At 68.0% G+C, this 26,439-nt stretch carries 24 protein-coding genes; 1 reads left to right on the plus strand and 23 read right to left on the minus strand.

What is annotated here, in order from left to right; translation table 11 throughout:
* From E3T37_RS12845 to E3T37_RS12950, 22 genes are all read right to left on the minus strand, one after another.
* The coding region (locus tag E3T37_RS12845) for a DUF222 domain-containing protein (protein WP_166806109.1) at window positions 1-508 on the minus strand (508 nt) is incomplete at its 3' end.
* 179 nt (window positions 509-687) lie between these two features.
* Window positions 688-4,155, minus strand: coding sequence for a DNA polymerase III subunit alpha (gene dnaE, locus E3T37_RS12850; RefSeq protein WP_241975797.1), 3,468 nt, complete (start codon window positions 4,153-4,155; stop codon window positions 688-690).
* A 107-nt stretch (window positions 4,156-4,262) separates the two neighbouring features.
* Window positions 4,263-5,183: an RluA family pseudouridine synthase gene (locus E3T37_RS12855; RefSeq protein WP_134367398.1), complete on the minus strand. Its 921-nt coding sequence runs from the start codon at window positions 5,181-5,183 to the stop codon at window positions 4,263-4,265.
* Between the two features lie 8 nt (window positions 5,184-5,191).
* Window positions 5,192-5,749, minus strand: coding sequence for a signal peptidase II (lspA, locus tag E3T37_RS12860; protein WP_241975793.1), 558 nt, complete (start codon window positions 5,747-5,749; stop codon window positions 5,192-5,194).
* Window positions 5,739-6,368, minus strand: coding sequence for a DivIVA domain-containing protein (locus E3T37_RS12865; protein ID WP_134367400.1), 630 nt, complete (start codon window positions 6,366-6,368; stop codon window positions 5,739-5,741). Before E3T37_RS12865 ends, lspA begins: the two co-directional genes overlap by 11 nt.
* Before the next feature lie 136 nt (window positions 6,369-6,504).
* Window positions 6,505-6,807, minus strand: a complete 303-nt coding sequence (locus E3T37_RS12870) for a YggT family protein (RefSeq protein ID WP_134367402.1) — start codon at window positions 6,805-6,807, stop codon at window positions 6,505-6,507.
* Window positions 6,808-6,815: 8 nt separating this feature from the next.
* Window positions 6,816-7,379: a cell division protein SepF gene (locus E3T37_RS12875; protein WP_134367404.1), complete on the minus strand. Its 564-nt coding sequence runs from the start codon at window positions 7,377-7,379 to the stop codon at window positions 6,816-6,818.
* Window positions 7,380-7,414: 35 nt separating this feature from the next.
* Entirely contained in the window at window positions 7,415-8,137 is a 723-nt protein-coding gene (locus tag E3T37_RS12880) for a YggS family pyridoxal phosphate-dependent enzyme (protein ID WP_134367406.1), read from the minus strand.
* Between the two features lie 16 nt (window positions 8,138-8,153).
* On the minus strand, window positions 8,154-9,350 hold the full coding sequence (gene ftsZ, locus E3T37_RS12885) for a cell division protein FtsZ (protein ID WP_134367408.1): 1,197 nt from the start codon (window positions 9,348-9,350) through the stop codon (window positions 8,154-8,156).
* A 160-nt stretch (window positions 9,351-9,510) separates the two neighbouring features.
* Window positions 9,511-10,626: an FtsQ-type POTRA domain-containing protein gene (locus E3T37_RS12890; RefSeq protein ID WP_134367410.1), complete on the minus strand. Its 1,116-nt coding sequence runs from the start codon at window positions 10,624-10,626 to the stop codon at window positions 9,511-9,513.
* Between the two features lie 13 nt (window positions 10,627-10,639).
* On the minus strand, window positions 10,640-12,037 hold the full coding sequence (murC, locus tag E3T37_RS12895) for a UDP-N-acetylmuramate--L-alanine ligase (RefSeq protein ID WP_134367412.1): 1,398 nt from the start codon (window positions 12,035-12,037) through the stop codon (window positions 10,640-10,642).
* Window positions 12,038-12,173: 136 nt separating this feature from the next.
* Complete coding sequence (locus tag E3T37_RS12900; RefSeq protein ID WP_134367413.1) at window positions 12,174-13,247, minus strand: glycosyltransferase; 1,074 nt, start codon at window positions 13,245-13,247, stop codon at window positions 12,174-12,176.
* Entirely contained in the window at window positions 13,244-14,560 is a 1,317-nt protein-coding gene (ftsW, locus tag E3T37_RS12905) for a putative lipid II flippase FtsW (protein WP_134367415.1), read from the minus strand. The genes E3T37_RS12900 and ftsW overlap by 4 nt, the downstream gene beginning before the upstream one ends.
* Window positions 14,523-16,085, minus strand: a complete 1,563-nt coding sequence (gene murD, locus E3T37_RS12910) for a UDP-N-acetylmuramoyl-L-alanine--D-glutamate ligase (protein WP_241975794.1) — start codon at window positions 16,083-16,085, stop codon at window positions 14,523-14,525. Before murD ends, ftsW begins: the two co-directional genes overlap by 38 nt.
* Window positions 16,085-17,176 carry a phospho-N-acetylmuramoyl-pentapeptide-transferase gene (gene mraY / locus E3T37_RS12915; RefSeq protein WP_134367419.1) on the minus strand — a complete coding sequence of 364 codons (1,092 nt, stop codon included), beginning with the start codon at window positions 17,174-17,176 and terminating at the stop codon, window positions 16,085-16,087. Before mraY ends, murD begins: the two co-directional genes overlap by 1 nt.
* Window positions 17,173-18,585, minus strand: coding sequence for a UDP-N-acetylmuramoyl-tripeptide--D-alanyl-D-alanine ligase (gene murF, locus E3T37_RS12920; RefSeq protein WP_134367421.1), 1,413 nt, complete (start codon window positions 18,583-18,585; stop codon window positions 17,173-17,175). The genes mraY and murF overlap by 4 nt, the downstream gene beginning before the upstream one ends.
* The gene (locus E3T37_RS12925; RefSeq protein ID WP_134367423.1) at window positions 18,586-20,130 is read right to left on the minus strand and encodes a Mur ligase family protein; all 1,545 of its coding nucleotides are present in this window, start codon (window positions 20,128-20,130) and stop codon (window positions 18,586-18,588) included.
* A gap of 14 nt (window positions 20,131-20,144) precedes the next feature.
* The gene (locus tag E3T37_RS12930; RefSeq protein ID WP_241975795.1) at window positions 20,145-21,923 is read right to left on the minus strand and encodes a penicillin-binding protein 2; all 1,779 of its coding nucleotides are present in this window, start codon (window positions 21,921-21,923) and stop codon (window positions 20,145-20,147) included.
* Window positions 21,924-22,027: 104 nt separating this feature from the next.
* Complete coding sequence (locus E3T37_RS12935; protein WP_134367425.1) at window positions 22,028-22,636, minus strand: hypothetical protein; 609 nt, start codon at window positions 22,634-22,636, stop codon at window positions 22,028-22,030.
* Entirely contained in the window at window positions 22,633-23,586 is a 954-nt protein-coding gene (gene rsmH / locus E3T37_RS12940) for a 16S rRNA (cytosine(1402)-N(4))-methyltransferase RsmH (protein ID WP_134367513.1), read from the minus strand. Before rsmH ends, E3T37_RS12935 begins: the two co-directional genes overlap by 4 nt.
* 96 nt (window positions 23,587-23,682) lie before the next feature.
* Entirely contained in the window at window positions 23,683-24,114 is a 432-nt protein-coding gene (mraZ, locus tag E3T37_RS12945) for a division/cell wall cluster transcriptional repressor MraZ (RefSeq protein ID WP_134367427.1), read from the minus strand.
* Between the two features lie 273 nt (window positions 24,115-24,387).
* Entirely contained in the window at window positions 24,388-24,762 is a 375-nt protein-coding gene (locus tag E3T37_RS12950; protein WP_134367428.1) for a DUF3040 domain-containing protein, read from the minus strand.
* Window positions 24,763-24,835: 73 nt separating this feature from the next.
* Between E3T37_RS12950 and E3T37_RS12955 the strand changes: the two genes are divergently transcribed.
* On the plus strand, window positions 24,836-25,957 hold the full coding sequence (locus E3T37_RS12955; protein WP_134367430.1) for a polyprenyl synthetase family protein: 1,122 nt from the start codon (window positions 24,836-24,838) through the stop codon (window positions 25,955-25,957).
* Between the two features lie 27 nt (window positions 25,958-25,984).
* Here E3T37_RS12955 and E3T37_RS12960 read toward each other — a convergent pair whose 3' ends face one another.
* Window positions 25,985-26,329, minus strand: a complete 345-nt coding sequence (locus tag E3T37_RS12960) for an Rv2175c family DNA-binding protein (protein WP_134367432.1) — start codon at window positions 26,327-26,329, stop codon at window positions 25,985-25,987.
* Between the last annotated feature and the right edge of the window lie 110 nt (window positions 26,330-26,439).

Below are 26,439 nucleotides of genomic sequence, written 5' to 3' on the forward strand. Positions count from 1 at the left end.
TCACGGTCTTCCAGACCAGGGCCTGAATCCGGATCTCGTCCGCGGGCACCGCCACCGGGTGGTCGCCGCCGCCTCCGGTGGCGGCGGCAACGAGTTCGGACTCGGCCGTCTGCACCTGGTCCAGGTCGGTGCAGCGGAGCGTGGGTACCAGGGCGGTCAGGATCGCGTCGACGCTGTCGAGGCCGATCTCCCCGGACGCCAGGCCCGCCGCGGTCGCCGGGAACGCGGGCGGCAGGGCCTGCCTCGCGAGGGTGAACCGGGTGCGCAGCTGCGCGCCCAGCCGGATCCGGCGCTGCGCGGTCGGACGCGAGACCAGCGTCACCCGCTGGATCAGGTCCGACGGGGTGAGGCAGGCCTTCCGGACCGAGAGCCGCCCGGTATCGAGCTCGGGCCGGGACCGGTCGGCGATCGCCGCCGCCGTCGCCACCCGCAGGGCGTCCACCCTTCGGCCGAGCTGCTCCACCGCCGCGGTCACCTGCAGCAGGCCATCGTCATCGCACCCCCGCACCCCCTGAACACCACAGCGTGGCACCCACCTCGCCCGCGAGGGCCGCGAACGCAGCAGCCACCACAGCGGCGTCGAGGGTTGCAGTGGGGTCATCCATACGCACAATTTTAGCAAACATAGAACGCCATGTCGAGACTATCTCAACTTGTGGAGAACTGATTTAGAAGATAAATACTACCCTAGGTCAGGCAGTTGGGCCCGAGCAGGCTCTTCAGCTCCCCGAAGAGGTCCGCGCTGATCTTCACCTGGTGGGGCAGCTCGAACACGCGCGCGGTGTTGCCCTTGATCAATTTGAGCCTGACCTCTGACGTTCCGATGTGGCGGGTGATGACCTCGCCCAACGCCGTCACGGTGTCGGTCGTCGCCCGGGACTCCGCCAGGGTGACGGTCAGCGTCCCCGAGTCGGAGGCCTGCCCGAGTTCCGGCGCGAAGATGCTGTACGCGTGCAGGTTCATCCCGTCGTCGCGCATGCTCACCCGGCCCCGCACGACCACGATGGAGTCGCTGATCAGGTCGGGCGAGAACTCCTGGTAGGCCTTGCCCATGAACATCACGGCGATCTCCCCGCCGAAGTCCTCGACCTGGATGATGCCGTACTGGTTGCCCGACTTCTTCGCGATCCGGTGCTGCACGCTCGTGATCAGCCCGGCGATGGTGACGGTGTCGGCATCCTGGGTCTGCTCCGACGCCATCAGGTCGACGATGGTGGTGCTGGCGTGCTTGGCCAGCGGGATCTCGAGCCCGGCCAGCGGGTGGTCGGACACGTACAGCCCCAGCATGTCCCGTTCGAAGGCGAGCTTCTCCTTCTTGCCCCACTCGGGACGGTCCGGCACCTGCTCGGTTTCCTGCGGGTCGTCGAACAGGCTGTCGAAGTCGAACCCGACCATGCCGTGTTCCTCGTCGCGCTTGATTTTCACGGCCGATTCGACCGCGGCCTCATGGATTTCGACCATGCCGCGCCGGGTCGCTCCGAGGGAGTCGAACGCACCGGCCTTGACGAGGGACTCGATCGTGCGTTTGTTGGCCACCTGGATCGGTACCTTGCGCAGGAAGTCGTGGAACGACTCGAACCGCCCCTTCTCCTTCCGGGCGAGGCGGATGGCGTCGACGACGTTGAAGCCGACGTTGCGCACCGCCCCCATACCGAAACGGATGTCCGTGCCCACGGCCGCGAAGTAGCCGATGGACTCGTTCACGTCCGGCGGCAGGACCTGGATGCCCATCCTGCGGCACTCGTTCAGGTACAGCGCGAGCTTGTCGCGCGAATCGCCGACGCTGGTCAGGAGCGCGGCCATGTACTCGGCCGGGTATTTGGCCTTGAGGTAGGCGGTCCAGTACGAGAGCACCCCGTACGCGGCCGAGTGCGCCTTGTTGAAGGCGTAGTCGGAGAACGGGAGCAGGATGTCCCAGACTGTCTTCACCGCGTCCATGGAGTAGCCGTTGGCGACCATTCCGCCGGAGAAACCCTCGAACTGCTTGTCCAGTTCGGATTTCTTCTTCTTGCCCATCGCCCGGCGCAGCAGGTCCGCCTGGCCGAGGGAGAAGCCGGCCAGTTTCTGCGCGATCGACATGACCTGTTCCTGGTAGACGATCAGGCCGTAGGTGGTGCCGATGACGTCCTGCAGGGCTTCTTCGAGCTCGGGATGGATCGGGATGATCTCCTGCTGACCGGTCTTCCGCAGCGCGTAGTTGGTGTGCGAGTTGGCGCCCATGGGGCCGGGCCGGTAGAGGGCGATGACAGCCGAGATGTCTTCGAAGTTGTCGGGCTTCATCAGGCGCAGCAGGGAGCGCATGGGCCCGCCGTCCAGCTGGAACACCCCGAGGGTGTCGCCCCGGGCGAGCAGCTCGTAGGCCAGCGGGTCGTCCAGCCCGAGCTCCTCGAGCACGGGCCGGTGACCACGGTTGACCGCGATGTTGTCGAGGGTGTCGTCGATGATGGTGAGGTTGCGCAGCCCCAGGAAGTCCATCTTGATCAGGCCCAGGGCCTCGGATGCCGGGTAGTCGAACTGCGTGACGACCTGGCCGTCCGCTTCGCGCTTCATGATCGGGATGATGTCGATCAGCGGGTCGGAGCTCATGATCACGCCGGCGGCGTGGACGCCCCACTGGCGTTTCAGGTTCTCCAGGCCCAGGGCCGTGTCGAAGACGGTGCGGGCCTCGGGGTCGGATTCGATCACCGCGCGGAAGTCGGCCGCCTCGCGGTAGCGCGCGTGGTCCTTGTCGAACATGCCGGTCAGGGGCACGTCCTTGCCCATGATGGCCGGCGGCATGGCCTTTGTGAGCTTGTCGCCCATGCCGAATGGGAACCCGAGCACCCGGGAGGCGTCTTTCAGGGCCTGCTTGGCCTTGATCGTGCCGTAGGTGACGATCTGGGCGACGCGTTCTTCGCCGTACTTCTCGGTGACGTAGTGGATCACCTCACCGCGCCGGCGCTCGTCGAAGTCGACGTCGAAGTCGGGCATGGAGACGCGGTCCGGGTTCAGGAACCGTTCGAAGATCAGGCCGTGGATCAGCGGGTCGAGGTCGGTGATGCCCATGGCGTAGGCCACCATCGAGCCGGCGCCCGAGCCACGGCCGGGACCCACCCGGATGCCCTGCTGCTTCGCCCACATGATGAAGTCGGCGACCACGAGGAAGTAGCCGGGGAAGCCCATCTGGATGATGATGCCGATCTCGTAGTCGGCTCGTTTGCGCACGTCGTCCGGGATGCCCTTCGGGTAGCGCTTGGCCAGCCCGATCTCGTTCTCCTTGACGAACCAGCTCTCCTCGTTCTCCCCTTCCGGGCAGGGGAAGCGGGGCATGTAGTTGGCTTTGGTGTTGAAGTCCACCTGGCAGCGTTCGGCGATCAGCAGCGTGTTGTCGCAGGCTTCCGGGTGGTCGCGGAACAGGTGCCGCATCTGCGCGGCGGTCTTGAGATAGAACTCGTCGGAGTCGAACTTGAAGCGGTTCGGGTCGTCGAGGGTCGAGGCGGACTGCACGCAGAGCAGGGCCGCGTGGGCGGTAGCGTCGTGGGCGTGGGTGTAGTGCAGGTCGTTGGAGGCGACCAGCGGAAGTTTGAGCTCTCCGGCGAGCTTCAGCAGGTCGGTCATGGTGCGGCGTTCGATGTCGATGCCGTGGTCCATGATCTCGCAGAAGAAGTTCTCCTTGCCGAAGATGTCCTGGAAGTCGCCGGCGGCCTTCTTCGCCTCCTCGTACTGCCCGAGGCGGAGGCGGGTCTGCACCTCGCCACCGACGCATCCGGTCGTGCCGATCAGGCCGGTGGAGAACTCGGAGAGCAGCTCCCGGTCCATCCTTGGTTTGAAATAGTACCCCTCCAGGCTGGCCTTGGACGAGAGCCGGAACAGGTTGTGCATCCCCGCCGTGGTCTCGGAGAGCAGGGTCATGTGGGTGTAGGAGCCGGCGCCGCCGACGTCGTCCCGGTTCTGGCCGGAGGCGCCCCAGCGCACCCGGGTCTTGTCGCGCCGGTCGGTGCCGGGAGTGATGTAGGCCTCGGTGCCGATGATCGGCTTGATGCCGGCCTCGGTGGCGGTGCGCCAGAAGTCGAAGGCGCCGAACACGTTGCCGTGGTCGGTAATGGCGACCGCAGGCATCCCCTGCTCGATGGCCGCGTTGATCAGCGGTTTGACGCGCGCGGCACCATCGAGCATCGAGTACTCGCTGTGCACGTGGAGGTGCACGAACGAATCATTCGATCCACCCGACTTATTCTGAGAGGACAAAACGGCTCCGAGGTGTTGAGGTTGGACTCTCCAGCCTAGGCATCGCGCAGCACGTCGAGTGCATGCGCGAGGTCGGCGGGGTATTCGGTGGTGAACGTGACCCAGTCCCGGGAATCGGGGTGGAAGAAGGCCAGCTGCCTGGCGTGCAGCCATTGCCGGGTCAGGCCCAGACGCGCTGTGATCGACGGGTCTGCACCATACATGGCGTCGCCGACGCACGGATGCTGCTGCGCGGCCATGTGCACGCGGATCTGGTGGGTGCGTCCCGTCTCCAGGTGTACCTCCAGCAGCGACGCCGACCGGAACGCCTCCAGGGTCTCGTAGTGCGTGACGGAGTCCTTGCCGCCGGCGATCACCGCGAACTTCCAGTCCGACCGCGGGTGGCGGCCGATGGGAGCGTCGACGGTTCCCGCGAGCGGGTCGGGGTGCCCCTGCACGACGGCGTGGTAGATCTTCTCGACTTCGCGATCGTGGAATGCCTTCTTCAGCCAGGTGTAGGCAGCTTCGGATTTGGCGACGACCATCAGGCCGCTGGTGCCCACGTCGAGGCGGTGCACGATCCCGGCCCGTTCGCTGGCCCCTGAGGTCGCGATCCGGTAGCCGGCCGCGGAGAGGGCGCCGAGGACGGTCGGCCCGGTCCAGCCGACACTGGGGTGCGCGGCGACGCCGGACGGCTTGTTCACGACGACGATGCTCTCGTCGTCGTGAACGATGGTGAGGTCCGGCACCGCGATGGGAACGATCGCCAGGGCTTCCCGGGGCTGCCAGGTCACCTCCAGCCAGGCTCCCCCGTGCAGGCGGTCGGACTTGCCGACCACGGCGCCGTTGAGAGTGACCCCGCCGGCCTCGCACACCTCGGCCGCGAAACTCCGCGAGAAGCCGAGGAGCTTGGCGATGCCGGCGTCGACGCGCACGCCGGCGAGTCCGTCCGGAAGGGGAAGGGAGCGAGTTTCCATAGAGAGGATCAGGGTGCTAACTGGGTGGGAGCCACGTCGGACGTGTCTGAAGCGCTGGTGCGGCGGCCGTCGAGGCCGATGCCGCGAATGGTCAGGTACATGAAGATGATCATGCTCGACACGATGGCCATGTCGGCGACGTTGTAGATGGCGGGGATCAGCCAGGGTGTCGCGATGAAGTCGATGACATGTCCCTGACCGAAAGACGGCTCCCGCAGGAGACGGTCGGTCAGGTTGCCGAGCACGCCGCCGAGCAGCAGACCGAAGACGAGCGACCACGCGAGTGAGCGGATGCGTCCGGCGAACCAGACGATGAGGAACACCACGACGACGGCGATGATGGAGAAAACCCAGGTCATCCCCGTGGCCAGGGAAAAAGCCGCGCCCGGGTTCCGGACGAACTGCAGTTGCAGCACGCTTCCCAGAACCCGGACGACGTCACCCTCGGTCAGTCTCGTGACGACGAGGAACTTGCTGATCTGATCCAGTGCGTAGATGGCCAGCGCCACGAGGGCGAGGACGATCAGCGCAGTGGAGCGTTTCTTCGCTCCGACCTTAGGCGCCAAAGCTCTGGAAGCTCGGCTTCGAGGCGTTGCTCGACTCGACCGGCGACGTGGCGTCGAGGTCGTGCAGCTGGGACTCGATGTAGCTCTTCAGCTTCTGGCGGTACTCGCGCTCGAAGGTGCGCAGGTCATCGATCTTGGTCTCGAGGACCGAACGCTCCTGGTCGAGGATGTTGAGCTGCGCACGCTGCTTGGCTTCCGCCTCGGCGACGAGACGGGCGGCGGTGGCGTGGCCCTCGGCGATGAGTGCATCGCGCTTCTCGGCGCCCTCCTTGACGTGCTCCTCGTGCAGGCGGCGGGCCAGCTGGAGGAGGTTCGTGGTGCCGGCGGTCTCGTCGATGGGCTCGGCGACAACCGGAGCCGGGACGGGCACGGCTGCGGCCACGACGGGCTCGGCAACCGTTTCGGCGATCGGCGCGGACTCGACGGGCTCGGCAACGGGCTCGGAGGCGCCGCCACCGGAGGAAACGCGAGCCTTGAGCTCCTCGTTCTCAGCGGTCAGTCGACGAAGCTCGACAACGACCTCGTCAAGGAAGTCATCGACCTCGTCCTGATCGTAACCTTCGCGAAATTTAGTCGACTGGAACCGCTTGTTGACTACATCTTCCGGAGTTAACGCCATGGCTTTCCACCCTTAAAACTTGAGTTGTGAACATTTGTTTGCGTTCGACCAACGGTACCAAGGTCCGACGTGATGTCGAACCGCGCCGACCGGACGCGTCGTCGGTCAAGAATACATGGCCCGAGTGTGAGGGGGTCTATAACCTCTGCGCGAACGTCATCACGGACATTCCGATGATGACGCAGAGCATGGTCAGGCTCCAGCCGAAATCGAACGCGATGGGGCCGAGCCGGAGCGGCGGCAGGAGCCGCCGGAAGAACTTGATCGGCGGGTCGGTCACGGTGTATACGAACTCGATCAGCACGAGCGTGAAGCCCTGAGGGCGCCACGACCGGTTGACACTGCGCACCAGATCGACGATGAACCGCCCCCACATCACGAAGAAATAGAGCAGCAGAACGAAGTACGCGAGGCCCGCGATGATCCCGATGATGGACACGGTGCGCGCTACGACTGGGCGAAGAAGGACGCCTCGGCGTCGGTTTCCTCAGCCGCGTTGTCGCCGGACACGACGACGTGGGACGGGGACAGCAGGAAGACCTTCGCGGTGACGCGCTCGATCTTGCCGTACAGGCCCTGGGACAGGCCGCTGGCGAAGTCGATCAGACGCCGGGCATCCGCGTCGCTCATCTGGGACAGGTTGATGATGACCGGGATGCCGTCCCGGAAGGATTCGGCGATCACCTGGGCGTCCTTGTACTGGCGCGGGTGGACGGTGAGGATTTCATTCATGTCTGAGGTAGCCACATTCTTAGGGGTGGAAGTCTTGCGCAGCGGTGTCACCGGTGCACGGCCGGCCGAGCCGGCGGAGTGCGACGAGGCGGAGTGCGAAGAGGTGGAGGCGGAGGAGTGAGGAGCCGCGGTCTTCGGGGCCGCCGAGTGCGACGATGCTGGACTGGACGCAGCGGAGTGCGGGGCGGTCGACACGGGCGCAGCAGCGGGCGCCTCGTATTCGAGTTCCTCGTCTGCCAGGCCCAGGTAAACCATGGTTTTCTTGAGCGGGTTGGACATCTCGACCTCCGTGTTGGTGATTCTACTTATCCAGATTAACCGGGTACCGGGCGATTACCGGTGATTGCTGTGCCAATTCGAAGGTGTGTCGCCCCTTCGCTGATCGCCTCCGGGTAGTCCTGGGACATGCCCATGGACAGGAACTTCGCCTCCGGCGCCAGCAGCCGGATGCGCTCGCCCAGCTCACGAACCCGGGCGAAGGCCCGCCTGGGTTCCTCGCCGAGCGGGGCCACCGCCATCAGTCCGAGCAGGCGCAGCCCCGAGGTGGACAGGACTCGTTCGACCAGGGGGTCGAGCAGGCCGGGGTCGACTCCCCCGCGTGCCGGGTCGTCGGTGAGGTTCACCTGCACGAAGCAGTCGATGACGTCGGATTCCGAGCTGAGCGCGTCGACCAGTGAGGCCCGGTCGACGGAGTGAATGACGTCGGCGTAGGCCCGAACCTGTTTGGCCTTCTTGCCCTGGACCTGGCCGACGAAATGCCAGGTCAGGTCCAGTCCGGCCAGGGCCTCGACCTTCGCCTGGGCTTCCTGATGACGGTTCTCGCCGACATCGTGCACGCCGAGGGCGACGAGCTGCTCGATCAGGGTGACCGGGTGGAACTTGGTCACGACGACGGTCACGATGTCCCGTTGGTCGCGCCCGGCCGAGGCCGCCGCGGCAGCGATTCCACTGCGCACGGCGGCCAGGCGCTCCGCCAGGCCGGCCAGGTCGCGCAGGCCGGCCAGGTCGCGCAGGCCGGCCAGGTCGGGGTCACTCATCTCGCCGTTCGCCCCGCTACTTCAGGAAGTCCGGGATGTCCAGGTCGTCCGGGTCTTCTTCGAAGGCGGGGTCGGCGACGGCCGCACCCGGTTCGACGCCGGACCAGACCGAGGACGCGGAGGCGTCACCGACGGAATAGGCGGCGGAATCGTTCGCGTCCGCGGCGGTACCATTCGAACCGGCGCCGTTCGAGGAGACGCCCGCCGCGACGCCGGCGGCGACGAGGTCGGCCCGGCGCACCTCGACGGCCTTGGCACCCGGCTCTCCGCCGTCGAACCCGGCCGCGATCACGGTGACCCGCACCTCGTCGCCGAGGGTGTCGTCGATGACGGCACCGAAGATGATGTTGGCTTCGGGGTGGACGGCTTCCTGCACCAGGCGGGCGGCGTCATTGATCTCGAAGATTCCGAGGTTCGAGCCACCCTGGATGGACAGGAGTACGCCGTGCGCCCCGTCGATGGACGCCTCGAGCAGCGGCGATGCCACGGCCAGTTCGGCGGCCTTGATGGCACGGTCGGCGCCGCGGGAGGAGCCGATGCCCATCAGCGCGGAACCGGCGCCCTGCATGACCGACTTGACGTCGGCGAAGTCGAGGTTGATCAGGCCGGGGGTGGTGATCAGGTCGGTGATGCCCTGCACACCGGCGAGGAGGACCTGGTCGGCGGTGGCGAACGCCTCGAGCATGCTGATGCCGCGGTCGCTGATCTCCAGCAAGCGGTCGTTCGGCACGACGATGAGGGTGTCGACCTCGTTCTTGAGGGAGGCGACGCCGGCCTCGGCCTGCGCCTGGCGGCGCTTGCCCTCGAAGCCGAAGGGCTTGGTGACGACACCGATGGTGAGCGCGCCGATGGACTTGGCGATGCGGGCGACGACGGGCGCACCGCCGGTGCCCGTTCCACCACCCTCGCCTGCCGTGACGAAGACCATGTCCGCGCCAGCCAGGGCCTCTTCGATTTCTTCGGCGTGATCCTCGGCGGCGCGACGGCCCACCTCGGGGTCGGCGCCGGCGCCGAGGCCGCGGGTGAGGTCGCGGCCCACGTCGAGTTTGACGTCGGCGTCGCTCATCAGGAGCGCCTGGGCATCCGTATTGATGGCGATGAACTCGACCCCGCGGAGGCCGAGCTCGATCATGCGGTTGACGGCGTTGACACCGCCGCCACCGATTCCAACAACCTTGATGACTGCGAGGTAGTTCTGATTTGTTGTTGACACGTCCGGCCTCCGGTGGAACCCTAAACCTCTTGTCGAAGTTTAAAGTTATGCTGAGTATGCAATTCCTGTATCGAAGTTATGCGCCAGCCGTGCCGGGACGGGGAGGCGCGCCCGCGTGTCGCGAAGATTCAGCCCAGAACTCAGCGAAGAACTCGCCGATTCAGCGAAGAACGGCGCTGTCGGGCGAGGACACGTCGTATTCGCCGACGGTGCCCACCGGGTGGCTCACGATCAGGGCGGCCAGGACGACCGCCTTGTACTCCGACTTCTCCGCGCTTCCCCAGACCACGCGGGCCCCGCCGACCAGCGTCAGGGTGACATCGTCCTTGGTGGCCGCGGTCACTGTGTCCAGTCCGGTGCGGATGCTCTCCGGCAAAGCGGCGATCACGGCCGTCGCGGCGAGGAAGCCGGCGCTGCCCGACCCCGAGCGCGCATCGATGGTGGCGTACCCGGCCGGGCGCTCCGGGCTGCTCTGGATCACCACTCCGGCCGCGTCGACCAGGTCGAAGCCCGCGCCGGTCGCCAATGCCCCGACCGGCTCGCGCTCGACGATGCGCACCACCAGTGTGGCGGGCGGGCGGCTCTCGGTGACGTAGCTCTGGATCAGGGTGAACTCGGACAGGTCCTTCTTCACCTCGGCCAGATCGACGAGCGGCAACGGCGTGCCGAGCTGGTCGCCCAGAGCCGCCTGAATCTTGTCCGCCGGGATCCGGTTCGCTCCGACGACCTCGATCGTGCGCAGCGCCATCAGCGGCGAGTAGACGCCGACGACGACGAAAGCGGCCAGGACGACGGTGACGCCCAGGGACGCCAGCCAGGCATTGCGCCGGCGGCGTGACCGCCAGGTGAACCGCCTGACCTCCTCGCGCTCGTAGCGTTTCCGAGCCCGCCGGGCGGCCCGCAGCTTGAGCCTGGCCCCGGCCGGTGTGAGGGGCGCCGCAGGTTTGTCGGCCGGCTGCGTCTTCGTCGAGCGCGTGTCCGCAGGCGGCGTGGGTGCGGGGCTCGCGCCCGAGCCCGGCCGCAGTGGAGACACCGAGGCCAGGGGACCCGGAAGGGCGGATGCCGGCTGCACGGTGATCGGCTCGGTGAACGACTCGGTGTTCGGTTCGGTGGACGCGGCGCCACGCGAGGGCCACGAACCGCGCACGAAAGATTGGGCGGCGGGCGGGCGCACGGGGCGACGGATGCCGGCCCCCTTGCGCGCCGGCGGGGCGCTGTCGGTCGGCGTTTCGGCGGGAGGAACGACCGGACGTTCGAAGCCCTGTGGCCGCCTCATGCCCGGGCGCGGCTCATCCGCGCGCCCGCGTGAGCGAGCCGAGGAGCTGGGGAACGATGCGGTACACGTCGCCGCAGCCGAGGGTGACCACGAAGTCGCCGTCCCGGGCGATGGAGGCGACGTAGTCCGCGGCCTCCTGCCAGTCGGGCACGTAGACCACGTGGGACGGGTCGAGGAACCGGTCGGCGACGAGCGTGCCGGTGACGCCGGGCTCGGGGTCTTCCCGGGCGCCGTACACGCCCAGTACGACGGTCTGGTCGGCGCAGGTCTCGAGGGCGTCCGCGAATTCCTGCGCGAAGAGCCGGGTGCGGCTGTACAGGTGCGGCTGGTGCACGGCGATGATGCGGCCGGAGCCGACCACGGTTCGGGCGGCGGACAGGGCTGCGGCCACTTCGGTCGGGTGATGGGCGTAGTCGTCGTAGACGCTCACGCCGCCGACTGTGCCGTGCAGTTCGAACCGGCGCTCCGTGCCGCCGAACTCCGAGATGGCGGCCAGGGACGCTTCAGCCTCGAACCCGAGTCCCACCAGCACAGCGAAGGCCCCGGCGGCGTTGATGGCGTTGTGCCGGCCCGGGATGCGGAGGGTGGCGAAGTAGTCGTGGCCGGCCCACGCCACGCCGAAGCGCACCGGCCCGTCCGTGACCACGGAGTGCAGCCGCACGTCGGCGCCGTCGTCCTCGCCGAAGGTGATGACGCGCTTTTCGGCCAGCTTGCCGGTCACACTGACCGCGCCAGGGTCGTCGGAGGAGATGACGACGAGTTCGGTCGCGTTCTGGGCGAACTCCACGAAGGCCGCCTCGAACGCTTCCAGCGAGCCGTAGTGGTCGAGGTGGTCGGGGTCGACGTTGGTGACCAAAGCCACGGCCGTGTTGTAGAGCAGGAACGACCCGTCGGATTCGTCGGCCTCGACGACGAAGAGATCGTCGGTTCCGCTGGCCGCCGACACGCCGAGGGACTCGATCACGCCGCCGTTGACGAAGCTCGGGTGCTGTCCCAGGCCGAGCAGGCCGGTCACGATCATGCCGGTGGAGGTGGTCTTGCCGTGGGCGCCGGCCACGGCGACCAGACGGTGCTTCTCGATCAGCCAGGCCAGGGCCTGCGACCGGTGCAGCACCGGGAGGCCCTTCTCCCTGGCCAGCACGTACTCGGGGTTGTCCTGCCAGAGCGCGCCCGTGACGACGAGGCTGTCGGCGTCGCCGACGTTCTCGGCCGCGTGGCCGATCGCGATGCGCGCGCCCAGTTTGCGCAGTGCCAGCACGTTGTCCGACTCCCGCACGTCAGACCCGGTCACCGTGTGCCCGGCGTCGATGAACAGGCGCGCGATGCCGCTCATCCCCGAGCCGCCGATGCCCACGAAATGCACCGTTCCGAGATCTCGGGGAATGGTGAGGTTCAGATCGGGCTTGATCACGGTTGCTGCGCTCTTCTCAGTCGGAGACGAATGTGGAGACGAATGGTTGAAGACAGGTGCTCGGTGTGCTGAAACCACGTTAGCCGCCGCGGCCCCGGAATGCCGGATTGACCGCGGCGGGCGCGAACCCGGGCGGTTACCCCCGGACCGCGCCCTGAATGAAGTCGACCATTCTGGCGGCGCCGTCCCTGGCCCCGGCGGATGCCGCCGCGACGCCCATCCGGCGCACCCGCGACCGGTCGCTCAGCACGGGGATGAGCTCGTCCCGGACCCATTCGGGGAGGAAGTCCGCGTCATCGACGAGGATTCCGCCGCCGGACGCGACGACGTCGGCCGCGTTGAAGCGCTGCTCGCCGTTGCCCACCGGGTACGGCACGTACGCGGCCGGGATGCCCAGGGCGCTCAGCTCGGACACCGTGCCGGCGCCGGACCGGGACACGGCGAAGTCCGCCGCTGACAGCGCCAGGTCCATCCGGTCGCAATAGGAGATCATGCGATAGTGCCCCAGACCGGGGTCGCTCACCTCGGACTTGTCGCCGGTGATGTGCAGCACCTGCCACCCGGCGGCGATCAGCGCGGGCGCGGATTGGACGATCGTCGTGTTCAGTCTTCTCGCGCCGAGGGATCCGCCGGTGACGAGCAGGGTGGGCCGCTCCTCGGCGAGGCCGAAGAAGGCGAGCGCCTCCGGGCGAGTCGCGTCCCGGTCCAGCTCGGCGATTTCGGCGCGCAGCGGCATCCCGACGGTGTGCGCGCGCCGGATCCGGGTGCCGGCGAAGGCGACACCGACATGGTGGGTCAACCAGGCGCCCAGCCGGTTGGCCAGGCCGGCCTTGAAATTGGCCTCGTGGATGACGATGGGGATGCCTGACCGGCGGGCGGCCAGGTACGCCGGCGTGGACACGTAGCCGCCAAAACCCACCACGACGTCGACGCCGCGGGCGGCGAGGAGGTCGGCAAGGTCGGCGACCGCCTGGTTGAACCGCGGCAGGAAAGTGAGGGCCTGGCGGTTCGGACGACGCGGGAACGGCAGCCGGGGCACGAACACGAGCTCGTAGCCGCGGGCGGGAACCAGCCTGGCCTCGAGCCCCTCCCGGGTGCCGAGCACGATCAGAGTGGCGTCCGGTTCCCGCGCGGCGATGGTGTCCGCCACCGCCAGCAGGGGGTTCACGTGGCCGGCGGTTCCGCCTCCGGCCAGAAGGTAGGTGGTCACCGGTTCTCTCCCGTCAGCGCTGTGTTGGCCGGCGAGGCCGCGTTGGCCGGCGAGCCGGCATGGTCGCCGTGGGCGAAGGACAGCACGATTCCGATGGCGCCCAGCGTCGACAGCAGGGCTGTGCCGCCGGACGAGACCAGCGGGAGCGGCACGCCGAGAACGGGGAACACGCCGAGGACCACGCCGATGTTGACGAACGCCTGGCCGATCAGCCAGACCATGACGGCCGCGGTGGAGACCCTGGCCTGCATGCTCACGCTGGTGCGCATGATCCGCAGGAACGCGAACGCCAGGAGGATGAACATGGCCAGCACCACGATCGCGCCGATCAGGCCGAGCTCCTCGCCGATGATGGCGAAGATATAGTCGTTGTCGGCGGCGGGCAGCCAGGACCACTTCGCTTTGGAGTTGCCGAGCCCCACGCCGAACACTCCCCCGTTGGCGAGGGCCCAGGTACCGTGCAACGGCTGCCAGCAGGCGGCCGAGATGGGGCCGTCGACCGCGTCGCAGCCGTCACCGAGGAAGCTCAGGATGCGCGTCATCCGGTTGGAGCTGGTCAACGCCATCAGGAGAGCGAGCACGGCACCGACCCCGAGCGGAAGGCCCAGCATGCGCAGGCGCACCCCGGCGAAGAAGAGCGCGCCGAAGAGGATGCCCGCCATGATCATGACGGTGCCGAGGTCCCCGCCGATCAGGACCAGCATGACGGCGCCGCCGCCCACGCCGAAGACGGGGATGTAGACGTGGCGCCAGTCGTCGAGCTTGTTCTGCTTCTGGGACAAGATCATGCCGAGCCAGATGACCAGGGCCAGCTTGATGCCCTCGGAGGGCTGGAACTGGATCCCGCCGATGGAGAGCCAATTGGTGTTGCCGGCCACTTCGATGCCGAGCGGCGTGAACACTACCAGGCACTGGAGCAGGCAGGAGATGATCAGCGCCGGCCAGGAGACGCGCCGCCAGAACTTGAGCGGCAGCCGGCTGATCAGCAACATCAGGGGCACCCCGATCAGGGCGAACCCGCCCTGGCGCAGCACTGTGCCGAAGAACCCGGTGTTCTCCAGGTAGGAGTCCACCGAGGAGGACGAGAGCACCATGACCAGTCCGAACACGATCAGGAACAGGGTCGTGCCCAGCAGCAGGAAGTAGCTGGCGGACTCGGCGTGCAGGACCCGGCCGAGATGGATGCGGGCGGCGTGCCCCGCGTCCTCGGCCTCCGGAGCGGGTCCCGTAGCATGGGGCCCCGCCGTCCGGGTGGCGGCGGTCGCCGCGGCCAGGTCAGGCCTGGGCGCGCGGGTCCGAGGCGGAGTCGCCACCCCGATCACCTCCAAGATATTCGTGCACGGCTTCGGCGAACAACCGGCCGCGCTGGGCGTAGTCGGTGAACTGGTCCATGGATGCGGCGGCCGGCGCGAGGAGCACGACGTCGCCGGTTTCGGCGAGGTCGGCCGCCAGCCGCACGGCCTCCGGCATGACCTGACCAGTGTCGTCGGCCTCGATCTCGAACACCCGCAGCTCGGGCGCGTGTCGCCGGAATGCGTCGCGCAGCACGGAACGGTCGACTCCGATGATGACGGCGCCCCGCAGGTGCCCGACGTGGCCGGCCACCAGCTGGTCGATGTCGACGCCCTTGAGCAGGCCTCCGACGAGCCAGACGACGGAGTCGAACGCGGTCAGTGACGCGTCGGCCGCGTGCGGGTTGGTGGCCTTCGAATCGTCGATCCAGCGGATGCCGGCGGCCTCGGCCACGATCTCGATCCGGTGCGCGTCGAGCCTGAAGTCTTCGAGCGCGTCGTGGATGACCGCGGCGGGCACGCCGAAGGACCGGGCGAGGGCGCTGGCCGCGAGGATGTCGGCGAGGAGGTGCGGCGCACTGAGCCCGTTGGCGCGGAGGTCTTGCACGGTGGTGATCTCCACGGCCGTCTCGTGCCGGTCCTCGTGGAACGCGCGGTCGCAGAGGATTCCGTCCACGATGCCGAGGTCGCTGGGACCGGGCACACCGAGGCCGAAGCCGATCGCCCGAGCCCCCTCGACGACGTCGGCGTCCTCGACCATGCGCATCGTGGCGGCATCCGCCTTGTTGTAGACGCAGGCCGACTTCGTGTTCGCGTAGACCGTGGCTTTCGCGTCGCGGTACGCCTTGGCCGAGCCGTGCCAGTCGAGGTGGTCGTCGGCGATGTTCAGGCAGACGCTGGCCCAGGGCACGAGCGCTCCCGGACCGGTGCGGGGCAGATGGTGCAGCTGGTAACTGGAGAGCTCGACCACGAGCACGTCCCAGCCCTGCGGGTCGCGCACGGCGTCGAGCACGGGCACGCCGATGTTGCCGCAGGGCGCCACCCGGTGGCCTGCTGCGGCGAGCATGGTGGCGGTGAGCTGCACCGTGGTGGTCTTACCGTTGGTGCCGGTGACGAGGATCCATTCGGCCGGGGCACCGACCTTGTCCCGCAGGCGCCAGGCCAGCTCGATGTCACCCCAGACCGGGATGCCGGCGGTCGCAGCCCAGAGCAGTAGCGGGTGGTCGGGGTGGAAGCCCGGCGATGCGATCAGCACGTCCGGCCGGTGCTCGATCAGTTCGGCGGGCACGGTGGCCGGGGCGGCCTGCACGAGGCCCGCCCCGATCACGTCGAGCAGGCGGATGGTCTGCTCCGGTGCCGTCCCGGCCACGACGAGCACCTCGGCGCCGAGTTCGGCGAGGGTGTCCGCGGCCGCGAAGCCGGTGACGCCCAGGCCGAGCACGCCCACCCGCAGGCCGGACCAGTCGGAGTGCCAGCTGGTCAGGCCGTCCAGGCGCGCGGCATCCGCTGCGGCGAGCGAGGCGCCGCCGGAGTGTCTTCCGGTCACTAGCTGGCCAGCCATTCGAGGTAGAACGACCCGACGCCCGCGGCCACCAGGAGGCCGCCGATGATCCAGAAGCGCACCACGACGGTGACTTCGGCCCAGCCCTTGAGCTCGAAGTGATGGTGGATCGGGCTCATCAGGAAAATGCGTTTGCCGCGGGTGAGTTTGAAGTAGGCGCGCTGCACGATGACGGAGCCGGCCTCGAACACGAACAGCCCGCCGATCAGCACTAGGAGCAGCTCGGTGCGGCTGAGGATGGCCAGGGCGGCCAGGGCGCCGCCGATGGCGAGTGACCCGGTGTCGCCGAGGAAGATCTTCGCCGGCGACGTGTTGTACCAGAGGAAGCCGATCAGGCCGCCGACGATGGCCGCCGACACGATCGCCAGGTCGAGCGGGTCGCGCACGTCGTAGGAGCGGTAGAGGTCGGCGACGTCCGCTCCCCCGAACCGGGCCTGGTTGGACTGCCAGAAACCGATCACGATGAAGGCGCCGATCGAGAGGATCGAGGAACCGGTGGCGAGGCCGTCGAGCCCGTCGGTGACGTTGACGCTGTTGGAGGTGGCCGCCACGATCAGGCAGATCCAGATCACGAAGAGGATGGTGCCGATGATGGCGCCGAGCTGCATGAAGTCCAGCGGCAGGTCCCGCAGCAGCGAGATTTTCGTCGACGCCGGCGTCACCCCGTTGATGTTCGGGAACTGGATCGAGAGGAGGGCGAAGGTGCTCGCCACGATGACCTGCCCGATGACCTTGGCCCAGCCGCCGAGACCGAGGCTGCGCTGGTTGCGGGTCTTGAGGAAGTCGTCGATGAAACCGACGAAGCCGAGGCCCACCATCATGAATAGCACCAGCAGCGGCGACATCGGGATGTGGCTCCCGGTGATCCACATGGCCGAGAAGTAGCTGATCACGGTGCCGAGGATGATGATGATGCCGCCCATGGTGGCGGTGCCGCGTTTGGCGTGGTGGCTCTGCGGCCCGTCGTCGCGGATGAACTGCCCCCAGCCCAGCTTCTTGAACAGCCGGATGAACAGTGGCGTGAACGCCAGGGTGAAGACGAGGGAGAAGGCTCCGGCCATCAGCAGTGCTCTCATGAGAACCACTCTCCGAGCCGGTCGCCGAGAAAGCGCAGGCCGGCGGAATTGGACGATTTGACCAGCACAGTGTCTCCCGGTCGCACCGTCTTCGTCAGCAGGTCGAAGGCCTCGTCCGACGACTCGACGAACGCCGACTCCCCGTCCCAGGATCCTTCGTTGATCGTGCTGATGTGCATGCGCCGCGCGCCGCGGCCCACGACGACGAGCTGGGAGATGTTCAGCCGCACGGCCATCAGGCCGATCCGGTCATGCTCTTCGCCGGCCAGCTCGCCCAGTTCGCTCATCTCGCCGAGGACGGCGAAGGTGCGCTGCCCGGGGGCGGCGATCTGGGCGAGTGTCTTCAGCGCGGCGGTCATCGAGTCGGGGCTCGCGTTGTAGGCGTCGTTGATCACGGTCACGCCCTCACGCCCACCCATCACCTGCATCCGCCAGCGCTCGGCGGTCTGCACGGATTCAAGGGCGGAGACGATGTCGTCGATCCCGACGCCGAGGAGTTCGGCGGCGGCCGCGGCGGCCAGTGCGTTCATCACGTGGTGCTCGCCGAGCACCTGGAAGGACACCGGCCGTGACTCCCCCGAGGCCAGCTGCAGGGTGAAGGTGGTGCCGGTCGCGGTCCCGTGCACGTCGGTGGCGCGCACGCCCTCGTCGCAGTACTGGCCGAACCAGACGATCCGGGCCGCGGTGGCGGCGGCCATCCCGGCGACGCGCGGGTCGTCGGCGTTCAGCACGGCGACATCCGTGGCCAGCAGGTCGGTGACCATCTCGGTCTTGGCCAGGACGGTGGCCTCGATGCCGCCGAACTCGCCCGCGTGGGCGAGGCCGACCTTGAGCACGATGCCGATGTCGGGACGGGCCATCCTGATCAGCCGGGCGATCTCGCCGACGGCGCTCGCACCCATTTCGGCCACGAGGAATCGGGTGTCCATCGTGAGTTCGAGCATGGTCAGCGGCGCGCCGACCTCGTTGTTGAAGGAGGCCCGGGCGGCGACGGTGGGCCCGACCCGTTCGAGCACGGCCCGGATCAGGTTCTTGGTGGTGGTCTTGCCGTTCGAGCCGGTGACGCCGACGATCTTCAGGATGCCGGCGGCACGCACGCGGAGCACGACCTCGGTGGCCAGGTCGCCCAGCGCCACCACGGCGTCGGCGACGACGATCTGGGCCACGGGCAGGTCCAGGCGCCGTTCGACGATCAAAAGCGCCGCGCCCTGCCCGGCGGCGGACGGGGCGAAGAGGTGGCCGTCGGTCACGTCCCCGGGCTTGGCCACGAAGATCGAACCGGGCACGGATTCGCGCGAGTCGGTGTGCACCGTGCCGTCGACGACGGACTCGGCGGTCAGCGCGCTGCCGTCGAGGTGGAGGACCCCGGAGACGGCCGCGGCGATCTCGGTCAGGGTGAGGGCGATCATCTACAGCCACCCGGCTTCGCGCAGCGCCTGGCGGGAATCGTCCCTGGCGGAGTACGGAATCTTGACGCCGGCGACTTCGTGATAATTTTCATGCCCTGGTCCCGCGTACAAGATCGCGTCGCCTTCTTTCGCTAGTGAGAGTGCCGTGCGGAACGCCGTGCGGGGATCCGCGACCTCGTAGAACTCCCCGTCGGGGACGGCTTCCCTGGCTGCTGCCAGGAGCGTGGCACGGATGGCCGCGGGGTCTTCGAACCGCGGGTGGAAGTCTGTGACGACCACGATGTCCGACCCGCGCGCCGCGATGGCGCCCATGTCGGCGCGCTTGGTGGTGTCGCGGTCGCCGTCGGCCCCGAACACCATGATCAGGCGGCCGGGCGTGAACTTGCGGATGGCGGCCAGGGTGTTCAGGAACGCATCCGGGCTGTGGCCGTAGTCGATGTAGACGAGCGGGCCCGCGTCGCCCGAGATGCGCTCGGCCCGACCGGGGATGTAGACGTCGATGCCGCCGTCGCGGTCGAGCGTGTGCGCGATGGCCTCGAGGTCGTAGCCGGATTCGACCAGCAGCAGGATGGCGAGGGCCGCGTTGGCGGCCATGAACCAGCCGACCAGGGGAACCCGGGTCTGCAGCCGACGGCCTTCCGGGCCCTCGAGCAGGAACTCGGTGTAGAGCGCGCTCTCGTCGACGATGCTCATGTGCCAGTCGGCGTCGACCGCGGGGTTGCTGCTGAGGGTGGTGACCGGGATGCGGCACTCCTCGACGATCCGGCGACCCCAGCCGGAGTCCACCGTGATCACGCCGCGGCGGGAGCGGTCGGGCTGGAAGAGCTCGAGCTTGGCCTGGAAGTACTCGTCCAGGCCGGCATAGTCGTCGAGGTGGTCGTGGCTCAGGTTGGTGAACCCGGCCACGTCGAAGACGAGGCCGTCGACCCGGTGGCGGCTGAGCGCCTGCGCCGACACCTCGATGGCGACGGCCCGAACCTCGGCCTCGCGCATCCGTGCCAGCAGCGCGTGCAGTTCGGTGGCTTCCGGGGTGGTCAGGGCGCTCACGACGGCCAGCTCGCCGATGCGGCGTTCGGCGGTCGAGGTGAGCCCGGACACGACGCCCAGCTGATTCAGGATGGCGAAGAGCAGGTAGACCACGCTGGTCTTGCCGTTCGTGCCGGTGACGGCGAAGAGCGTCGCCGGGTTGTCCTCCGTGCGGTAGATCCAGGCGGCGACGGCTCCCAGCGCGGCGCGCGCGTCGGGGGTCACCAGGATGGGGAGGCCGCTGCCGGCGGCGAGGAGCGCGCCGGCCTCATCGGTCAGGATGGCGACGGCGCCGGCCTCGCGGGCGGCCGCGGCGAAGGACGCGCCATGGCTGGCCCGTCCGGGTACGCCGACGTAGAGGTCTCCGGGCTGCACTGTGCGCGAACTCAGGCTGACGCCGGTGACCTCGAGGCCATCCACGTCGCCGCGCAAATAAAGTTCGAATTCATCGACCAGTCCCGACAACGATCTGGGGACCGGATGCTGAGGACGGAGAGCCGAGGGTGCCAATTCGGTCACGGGGGCTCGCTTTCTTACCAGGTACCGGGAAGGGCAGGCGCGGTGGCGCCCGATGGAACCGCCCGGTACTTCTTCAGCACCTGGCTCATGACCTCCTGGAAGACCGGAGCAGATGCCGCCGAAGAGTTCAGTTTAACAGGATCGGCGAGGCTGACGGACACGACGTACTGCGGATCGTCGGCCGGGGCGAAGCCGGAGACCGACACCAGGTACCCCTTGGTGTACCCTCCCTGCCCGTCCGGCATCTGCGCCGTGCCAGTCTTGGCGGCCACGCGGTAGCCGGGAATGTTCCACTTCGCGGCCAGCCAGCCCTTCTGGTAGACCATCTCGAGCATGTCGGCGGTGTCGCGCGCGGCGGTGGCCGAGATCACCGGTGTCCCGGTCGTCGGCGGGACCTCGGTCATGGTGCCGTCGGCGTGCCGGCAGCCCGCCACCAGCTGCACGGGCATGCGTACCCCGTTGTTGCCGATCGTCTGGTAGATGCTGGACACCTGCAGTGCCGTGGTCGTCAGACCCTGCCCGAACATGGTCGCGTACTTGGTCTGGTTGTCCCAGTCCTGCCACGGGTGCAGGATGCCGGAGTCCTCGGCGAGGAAGCCCGATTCGGTGACCGCGCCGATCCCGAATTTGGTCATGTAGTCGTAGCGCTGCTCATCGCTGATCATCTCGCCGAACTTGGACATCCCGGTATTGGAGGATTCGATCAGCACGCCGGTCAGGGTGAGGTTCAGGTCGGCGTGGCCGGAGCTATCGTTCACGTTGGCACCGTTCGCCGGGAGGTACCGGTAGGGCGCGACGACCTTGCTGTACGGCGTGGCCACGCCCGCATCGAGCACGGATGCCGCGGTGAGTGCCTTGAACGTCGAGCCCGGTTCGAAGGAGGCCGTGAACGCCCGCGACCCGCGGTCGTCGGGGTTCGGGGTGCCGTTGACGTTGTTGGGGTCCACCGAGGGGTAGTCCGCCACAGCCACCAGCTTGCCGGTCTTCACTTCCTGCACGACGACGTTGCCCCACGCCGCCCCGGTCGCGATGGCCTGCTTGGCCAGCACCTGCTGCACGTACCACTGCAGGTCGGAGTCGATCGTGGTGACGACGTCGCCGCCGTTCTCGGCCTGCCTGGTGGTCACCGTGCTCTGCGGCAGGCGAACACCGTCGGCGCCCTTCTCGTAGGTCTCGATCCCGTTGCTGCTGGCCAGGCAGGCGTCCTGGCCGAGCTCGAGCCCGGCCTGCGCCTCCCCCACGGACGACACGAACCCGACCAGGTTGCCGGCGACGGCGCCGTCGGGGTAGACCCGGCTGGGATTCTTCTCGGCGTACATCCACGGAATCTCGAGCTTGTCGATGGCCCGGAAGACCGAGACGTCCACCGCGCGGGCGACGAAGGCGTAGTCGGAGTCCTTGTTCTCGGCGAGGGCGTCGGCGATGATCTTGAGGATGGCGTCCCCGGACTGCCCGGTGAGGGCGCCGACCTCGGCCGCGGCCTGGGCGACGGTCACGGTCACCTTGCCGGCGTCGGTGGTGCGTTCGAATTCGGCCGCGTTCCGTGGCGACAGGGTGATGTTGTAGCGCATGACCGTGCCGGCCAGGACCACGCCGTTGGCGTCGACGATGTCGCCGCGGGAGCCGTAGACGGGTTGCTCGACCGATCGGTTGCCGAGCGAGTCGGCGTTGAGCGTGTCGGCGCGCACGATCTGGATGTCCACCAGCCGGACCACGAACACGGCGACGAATGCGAACAACAGCACGACCGTCACTGCGATGCGCCGTCTGCCTGACCGGGTGCTGCTCGCCACCTGTGAGTCCTTACTGCGGCCGGGGCCACTGGTTTGGCGGGTTCTGGAGGTGAGCGGCGGGCGAGCGTGCTGGAACGAGACCGCGGTCCGGAACAGCCTAACCGTTACCGGGTCGCGGGCGTCGGCAGTCCGTTCGGCGTGGCCGTCGAGGCGACCGGAGCTGCGGCAGGCGCGGCGGCCGGGGCCGGGGCCACCGAGCCGCCCACGCTGGCACCCTGGCCGCTGCCCTGCGGCAGCTGGGTCACGAGAGGCACCCCGGCGAGGAGGGAGTTGGGCACCAGGCTGGCGGCGCCGCCCTGGCTGCCGGCGGCCGAGGCCGGAGCGCCGAGCACGGCGCCGTCGGACAGCCGGAGGTAGACCGGGTTGGAGTTGCTGACCATACCGAGGGCCTCCGCGTTGGCCGCGAGGCTCTGCGGCGAGGACGACCGCACGAGGTCTTCGGTCACGCTCTCCGCGGTGCGCCCGAGTTCGACCTGGCTGGCCTGGAGCCGGGAGACCTCGTAGGCGGACTGGGAGATCCCGACGCTGAGGAGCAGTTGGGCGAGCACGATCAGTGAGACGCCGGTGACGGCGGAGAGGGCGTAGACGATCTTCGGTCGGGCCCGGCGCTGGCTGCTCGAGGACACGATCTCGATGTGGCGGCGTTCCTCCACCGCGGCGGCGGGCTCGGTCGCCCAGTTCGGTCGTGGTGCGCGTGCGAGGTTGTCGCTCATGCTGCTCTCCTCAGTCGCTCGGCGGCGCGAAGTCGAACCGACGTGGCACGCGGGTTCATCGCTTTTTCGTCTTCCGAGGCCATTTCGGCGCCGCGGATCAGAAGCTTGAATAGTGGTTTGTGTTCGGGCAGCTCGACCGGGAGGCCGGCCGGGGCGCTGGAGCTGGAGGCCTTGGCCAGCAGTTTCTTGACGATCCGGTCTTCGAGGGACTGGTAGGCCATGACGACGATGCGGCCGCCGACGGAGACCGCATCGAGCGACGCCGGGATCGCGCGTTCGAGCACGGCGAGTTCCTGGTTCACCTCGATGCGCAGCGCCTGAAAGACCCGTTTCGCCGGGTGGCCGGCGCGCTGGACGACGACCGGGGTGACGGCGGTGATGACGGCGACCAACTGGGCGGAGCGCACGAACGGCGTCGTTTCCCGAGCTTCGACGATGGCCTTGGCGTAGCGTGCGGCCAGTTTCTCTTCGCCGTACTCGTGGAAGATCCGGCGCAGTTCCTGCTCGCTGTAGGTGGCGAGGATGCGCTCGGCGGTCAGGTCGCTGGTGTTGTCCATGCGCATGTCCAGGGGCGCGTCCTTGGAGTAGGAGAACCCGCGCTCGACCCGGTCGAGCTGCAGGGAGGACACGCCCAGGTCGAAGAGCACACCGGACACCTCCGTGATGCCGAGGCCGGCCAGGGCGTCCTGGATGCCGTCGTAGATGGTGTGCACGAGGTGGATCCGGTCGCGGAACGGCTTCAGCCGCTCCTCGGCGATGGCCAGGGCGTCGAGGTCCCGGTCGAGTCCGACCAGGGTCAGCCCGGGGAAGCGCTGCAGGAACGCCTCGGCGTGCCCGCCCATGCCGAGGGTGGCGTCGACGAGGACCGCGCCGGGGCGCTCCAGCGCCGGGCCGAGCAACTCGACGCAGCGTTCGAGCAGTACTGGGGTGTGGATGTCGTTGATGGCCATAATCCGGGTCAGACCCTGAGTCCTGATCCCCATCCATTCGTTCCTGCCACCGGGGAAGTGTGTCAGGCAGAACGGCTGGGAGTCAGGCGCCAGGAGCTAGATGAGTCCCGGAATCACCTCCTCCGTGATGTTTGCGAATGAGGCTTCTTGTTCGGCGAGGTAGGTCTCCCACGCCGCGCTGTCCCAGATTTCGACCCGGGTGCCCGCACCGATGACCGTGAGCTCGCGGTCGAGTCCGGCGAAGCTGCGCAGGTGGGCCGGGATGGTCACCCGGTTCTGCTTGTCCGGCATCTCGGCGCTCGCACCCGACAGCATCACACGGGCGTAGTCACGGGCGGGCTTGCTCGTGAGCGGTGCCTGGCTGAGCTTCTCGTGGAACGCCTCGAACTCGCGCGTCGTGAAGACGTAGAGGCAGTTCTCCTGCCCACGGGTCATGACGATCCCGGTGGCCAACTCGTCGCGGAACTTCGCGGGGAGGATGATGCGCCCCTTTTCGTCGAGCTTGGGTGCGTAGGTCCCGAGAAACATTCATCACCCCTTCTCTTCCGGCCAAGTTCCAGGTCTTGCTCCACTTTACTCCACTTTCATCCACAAAGTCGGAAATAACCGAGAAAACTCGAGATATTTTCCCCACTGACTCGCACAAACACTGGGCTGGTCCGGTGGAGGGAAAATTGTCATTGGGCACCGGTCCCGCCATCCCCGGGCCGTTTTCGGGCACAAAAAAAGGGCCGATCAGATGATCGGCCCGATTGTTCTCTGCGGTTTGTGTTGCTGCGGTTGGCGTTGCTGCGGTTGGTGTTACTGCTGGCCGTCCTGGCGGCGGTCCCAGCGGTCGTTCATGCGGTCCATGAATCCGCGGTCGGCGGTGCGCTGCGTCGGCTGGCGACGGGGAGGACCGGTCATGCGGCGGCCCGACTTGCCCGGGGTGGTCGCGATCAGGACGCCGGCGAACATGACCACGAAGCCCAAGATGCCGATCCACAACTGCTGCAGGGCCACACCGGCGATCAAGCCACCGATTCCGGCGACGGCAGCCAGAACTCCGATAGCGATCGAGCGGTAGTTGGGCCGGAGGGATGAGCCTCCGACGTTCGCCACGAAGTCGGCGTCGTTGTGGTATAGGCCGCGCTCCATCTCTTCGAGGAGTCGCTGCTCTTGTTCAGAAAGCGGCATCTCATTCCTCCTATTTGGGATCGAGCGGTTTACTCCCCGATTCTAACCCCGCCGGGATGGCTAGGCTAGGCAGGTGGCTGAAAGCAATCAACTGATCGATCTGGTTCATTCTCGCATCGACGATTTCCTCAAAACCCGTCAACCAATTGTGACCAGCATCAGCCCGGATCTGACGCCCCTGGTGGACTTCTCACGGCAGTTTCTCAGCGGTGGCAAGCGCTTCCGGGCCCTGTTCTGCTACTGGGGCTGGCAGAGTGTCGGCACCGGCGCGGGGGGCCCCGGGACCGGCGCATCCGTGCCGGACGAGGGCCGGCTCGGAGCGGTCATTTCCGCCGCCGCGGCCCTGGAGATCTTCCACGCCGCCGCACTGGTGCACGATGACATCATCGACAATTCGGACACCCGTCGAGGAGCCGCCTCGGCCCACAAACTCTTCGAGGGGATGCACAGCGACAACGGCTGGGCGGGCAGCCGGTTCGAGTTCGGCCGGGCCGCTGCCATCCTGCTGGGCGACCTCCTCCTGGGCTGGAGCGACGAGCTGCTCGACGAGGGTCTGGAGCTCGCGCCGGATTCGTCGGCCGCCCGGAACGCGCGGGACGAATTCAACCGGATGCGCACCGAGGTCACCGCCGGCCAGTACCTCGACATTCTCGAAGAGCGAGCCTGGCTGACCCAGCCCGAAGCCGAGCTGTTCGATCGGGCGTTGCGGGTCATCGTCTTCAAGTCCGCCAAGTACAGCGTGCAGGCACCCCTCGTCATCGGCGCGGCCCTGGCCGGCGCCGGACGGGATCACCTGGACGCCCTGCGGGCTTTCGGGCTGCCGCTGGGCATCGCGTTCCAGCTGCGCGACGACCTCCTCGGGGTCTTCGGGGACGCATCCGTGACCGGCAAGCCGAGCGGCGACGACCTGCGCGAGGGAAAGCGCACGGTCCTGATCGCACTGGCCCGCGAGGCCATGCGCGACGCAGGCCGGCGGCACCTGGACGCGCTCCTCGGGGATTCCCTGCTGGAGCCCGCCCAGATCGCGCTGCTGCAGGCCGCCATCACGGACAGCGGCGCCGTCGAAGCGATCGAGGATCTGATCGCCTCCCACGTCGCCGAGGCCCTCGCCGCCCTCGAGGGATCACCGATCAGCGCCGAGGTCACCGGCCGCCTGGTCGAGCTGGCGGAAACGGTGACCCGGCGCGCCTTCTGACCCGGCCGGGTCAGAGAAACAAAGGGGTCAGGCGAGGGCCTGGGCGACGCGTCGCACCTCGGCCTTGCGGCCGGCCAGCAGCGCCTGGATCGGGGGAACTCCGAGGCTGGCGTCGACCTCGAGGAGCCAGTCCATGGCCTGCTCGTCGGTGAAGCCGTCGTCCGCGAGCACGATCAGCGTTCCGCGCAGCTCGGGCAGCGGCGCGCCGTCCTTGATGAACGCGGCCGGAACCTGGAGCGGGCCGCCGTCCCGCCGGACCGCGAGCAGTTGCCTGTCATCGATCAGCTGGCGTACGCGGCTCTGGCTGACGCCGAGCTCCCGTACGAGGTCGGGAATGGACAGCCACAGTTGATCTGAAAACGATTCGGTCACGGTTCCAGCCTCCCATGATTCCCAGGACTCGACAAACCCCGCGCCGGTTTTTTGCGCGTGTTGACGCCCATAACAGGGGCCACACTGTTTGACTCTAATAGTCATCTGTG

The sequence above is a fragment of the Cryobacterium sp. TMT2-10 genome (assembly GCF_004403075.1).
GTDB classification, from domain to species: domain Bacteria; phylum Actinomycetota; class Actinomycetes; order Actinomycetales; family Microbacteriaceae; genus Cryobacterium; species Cryobacterium shii.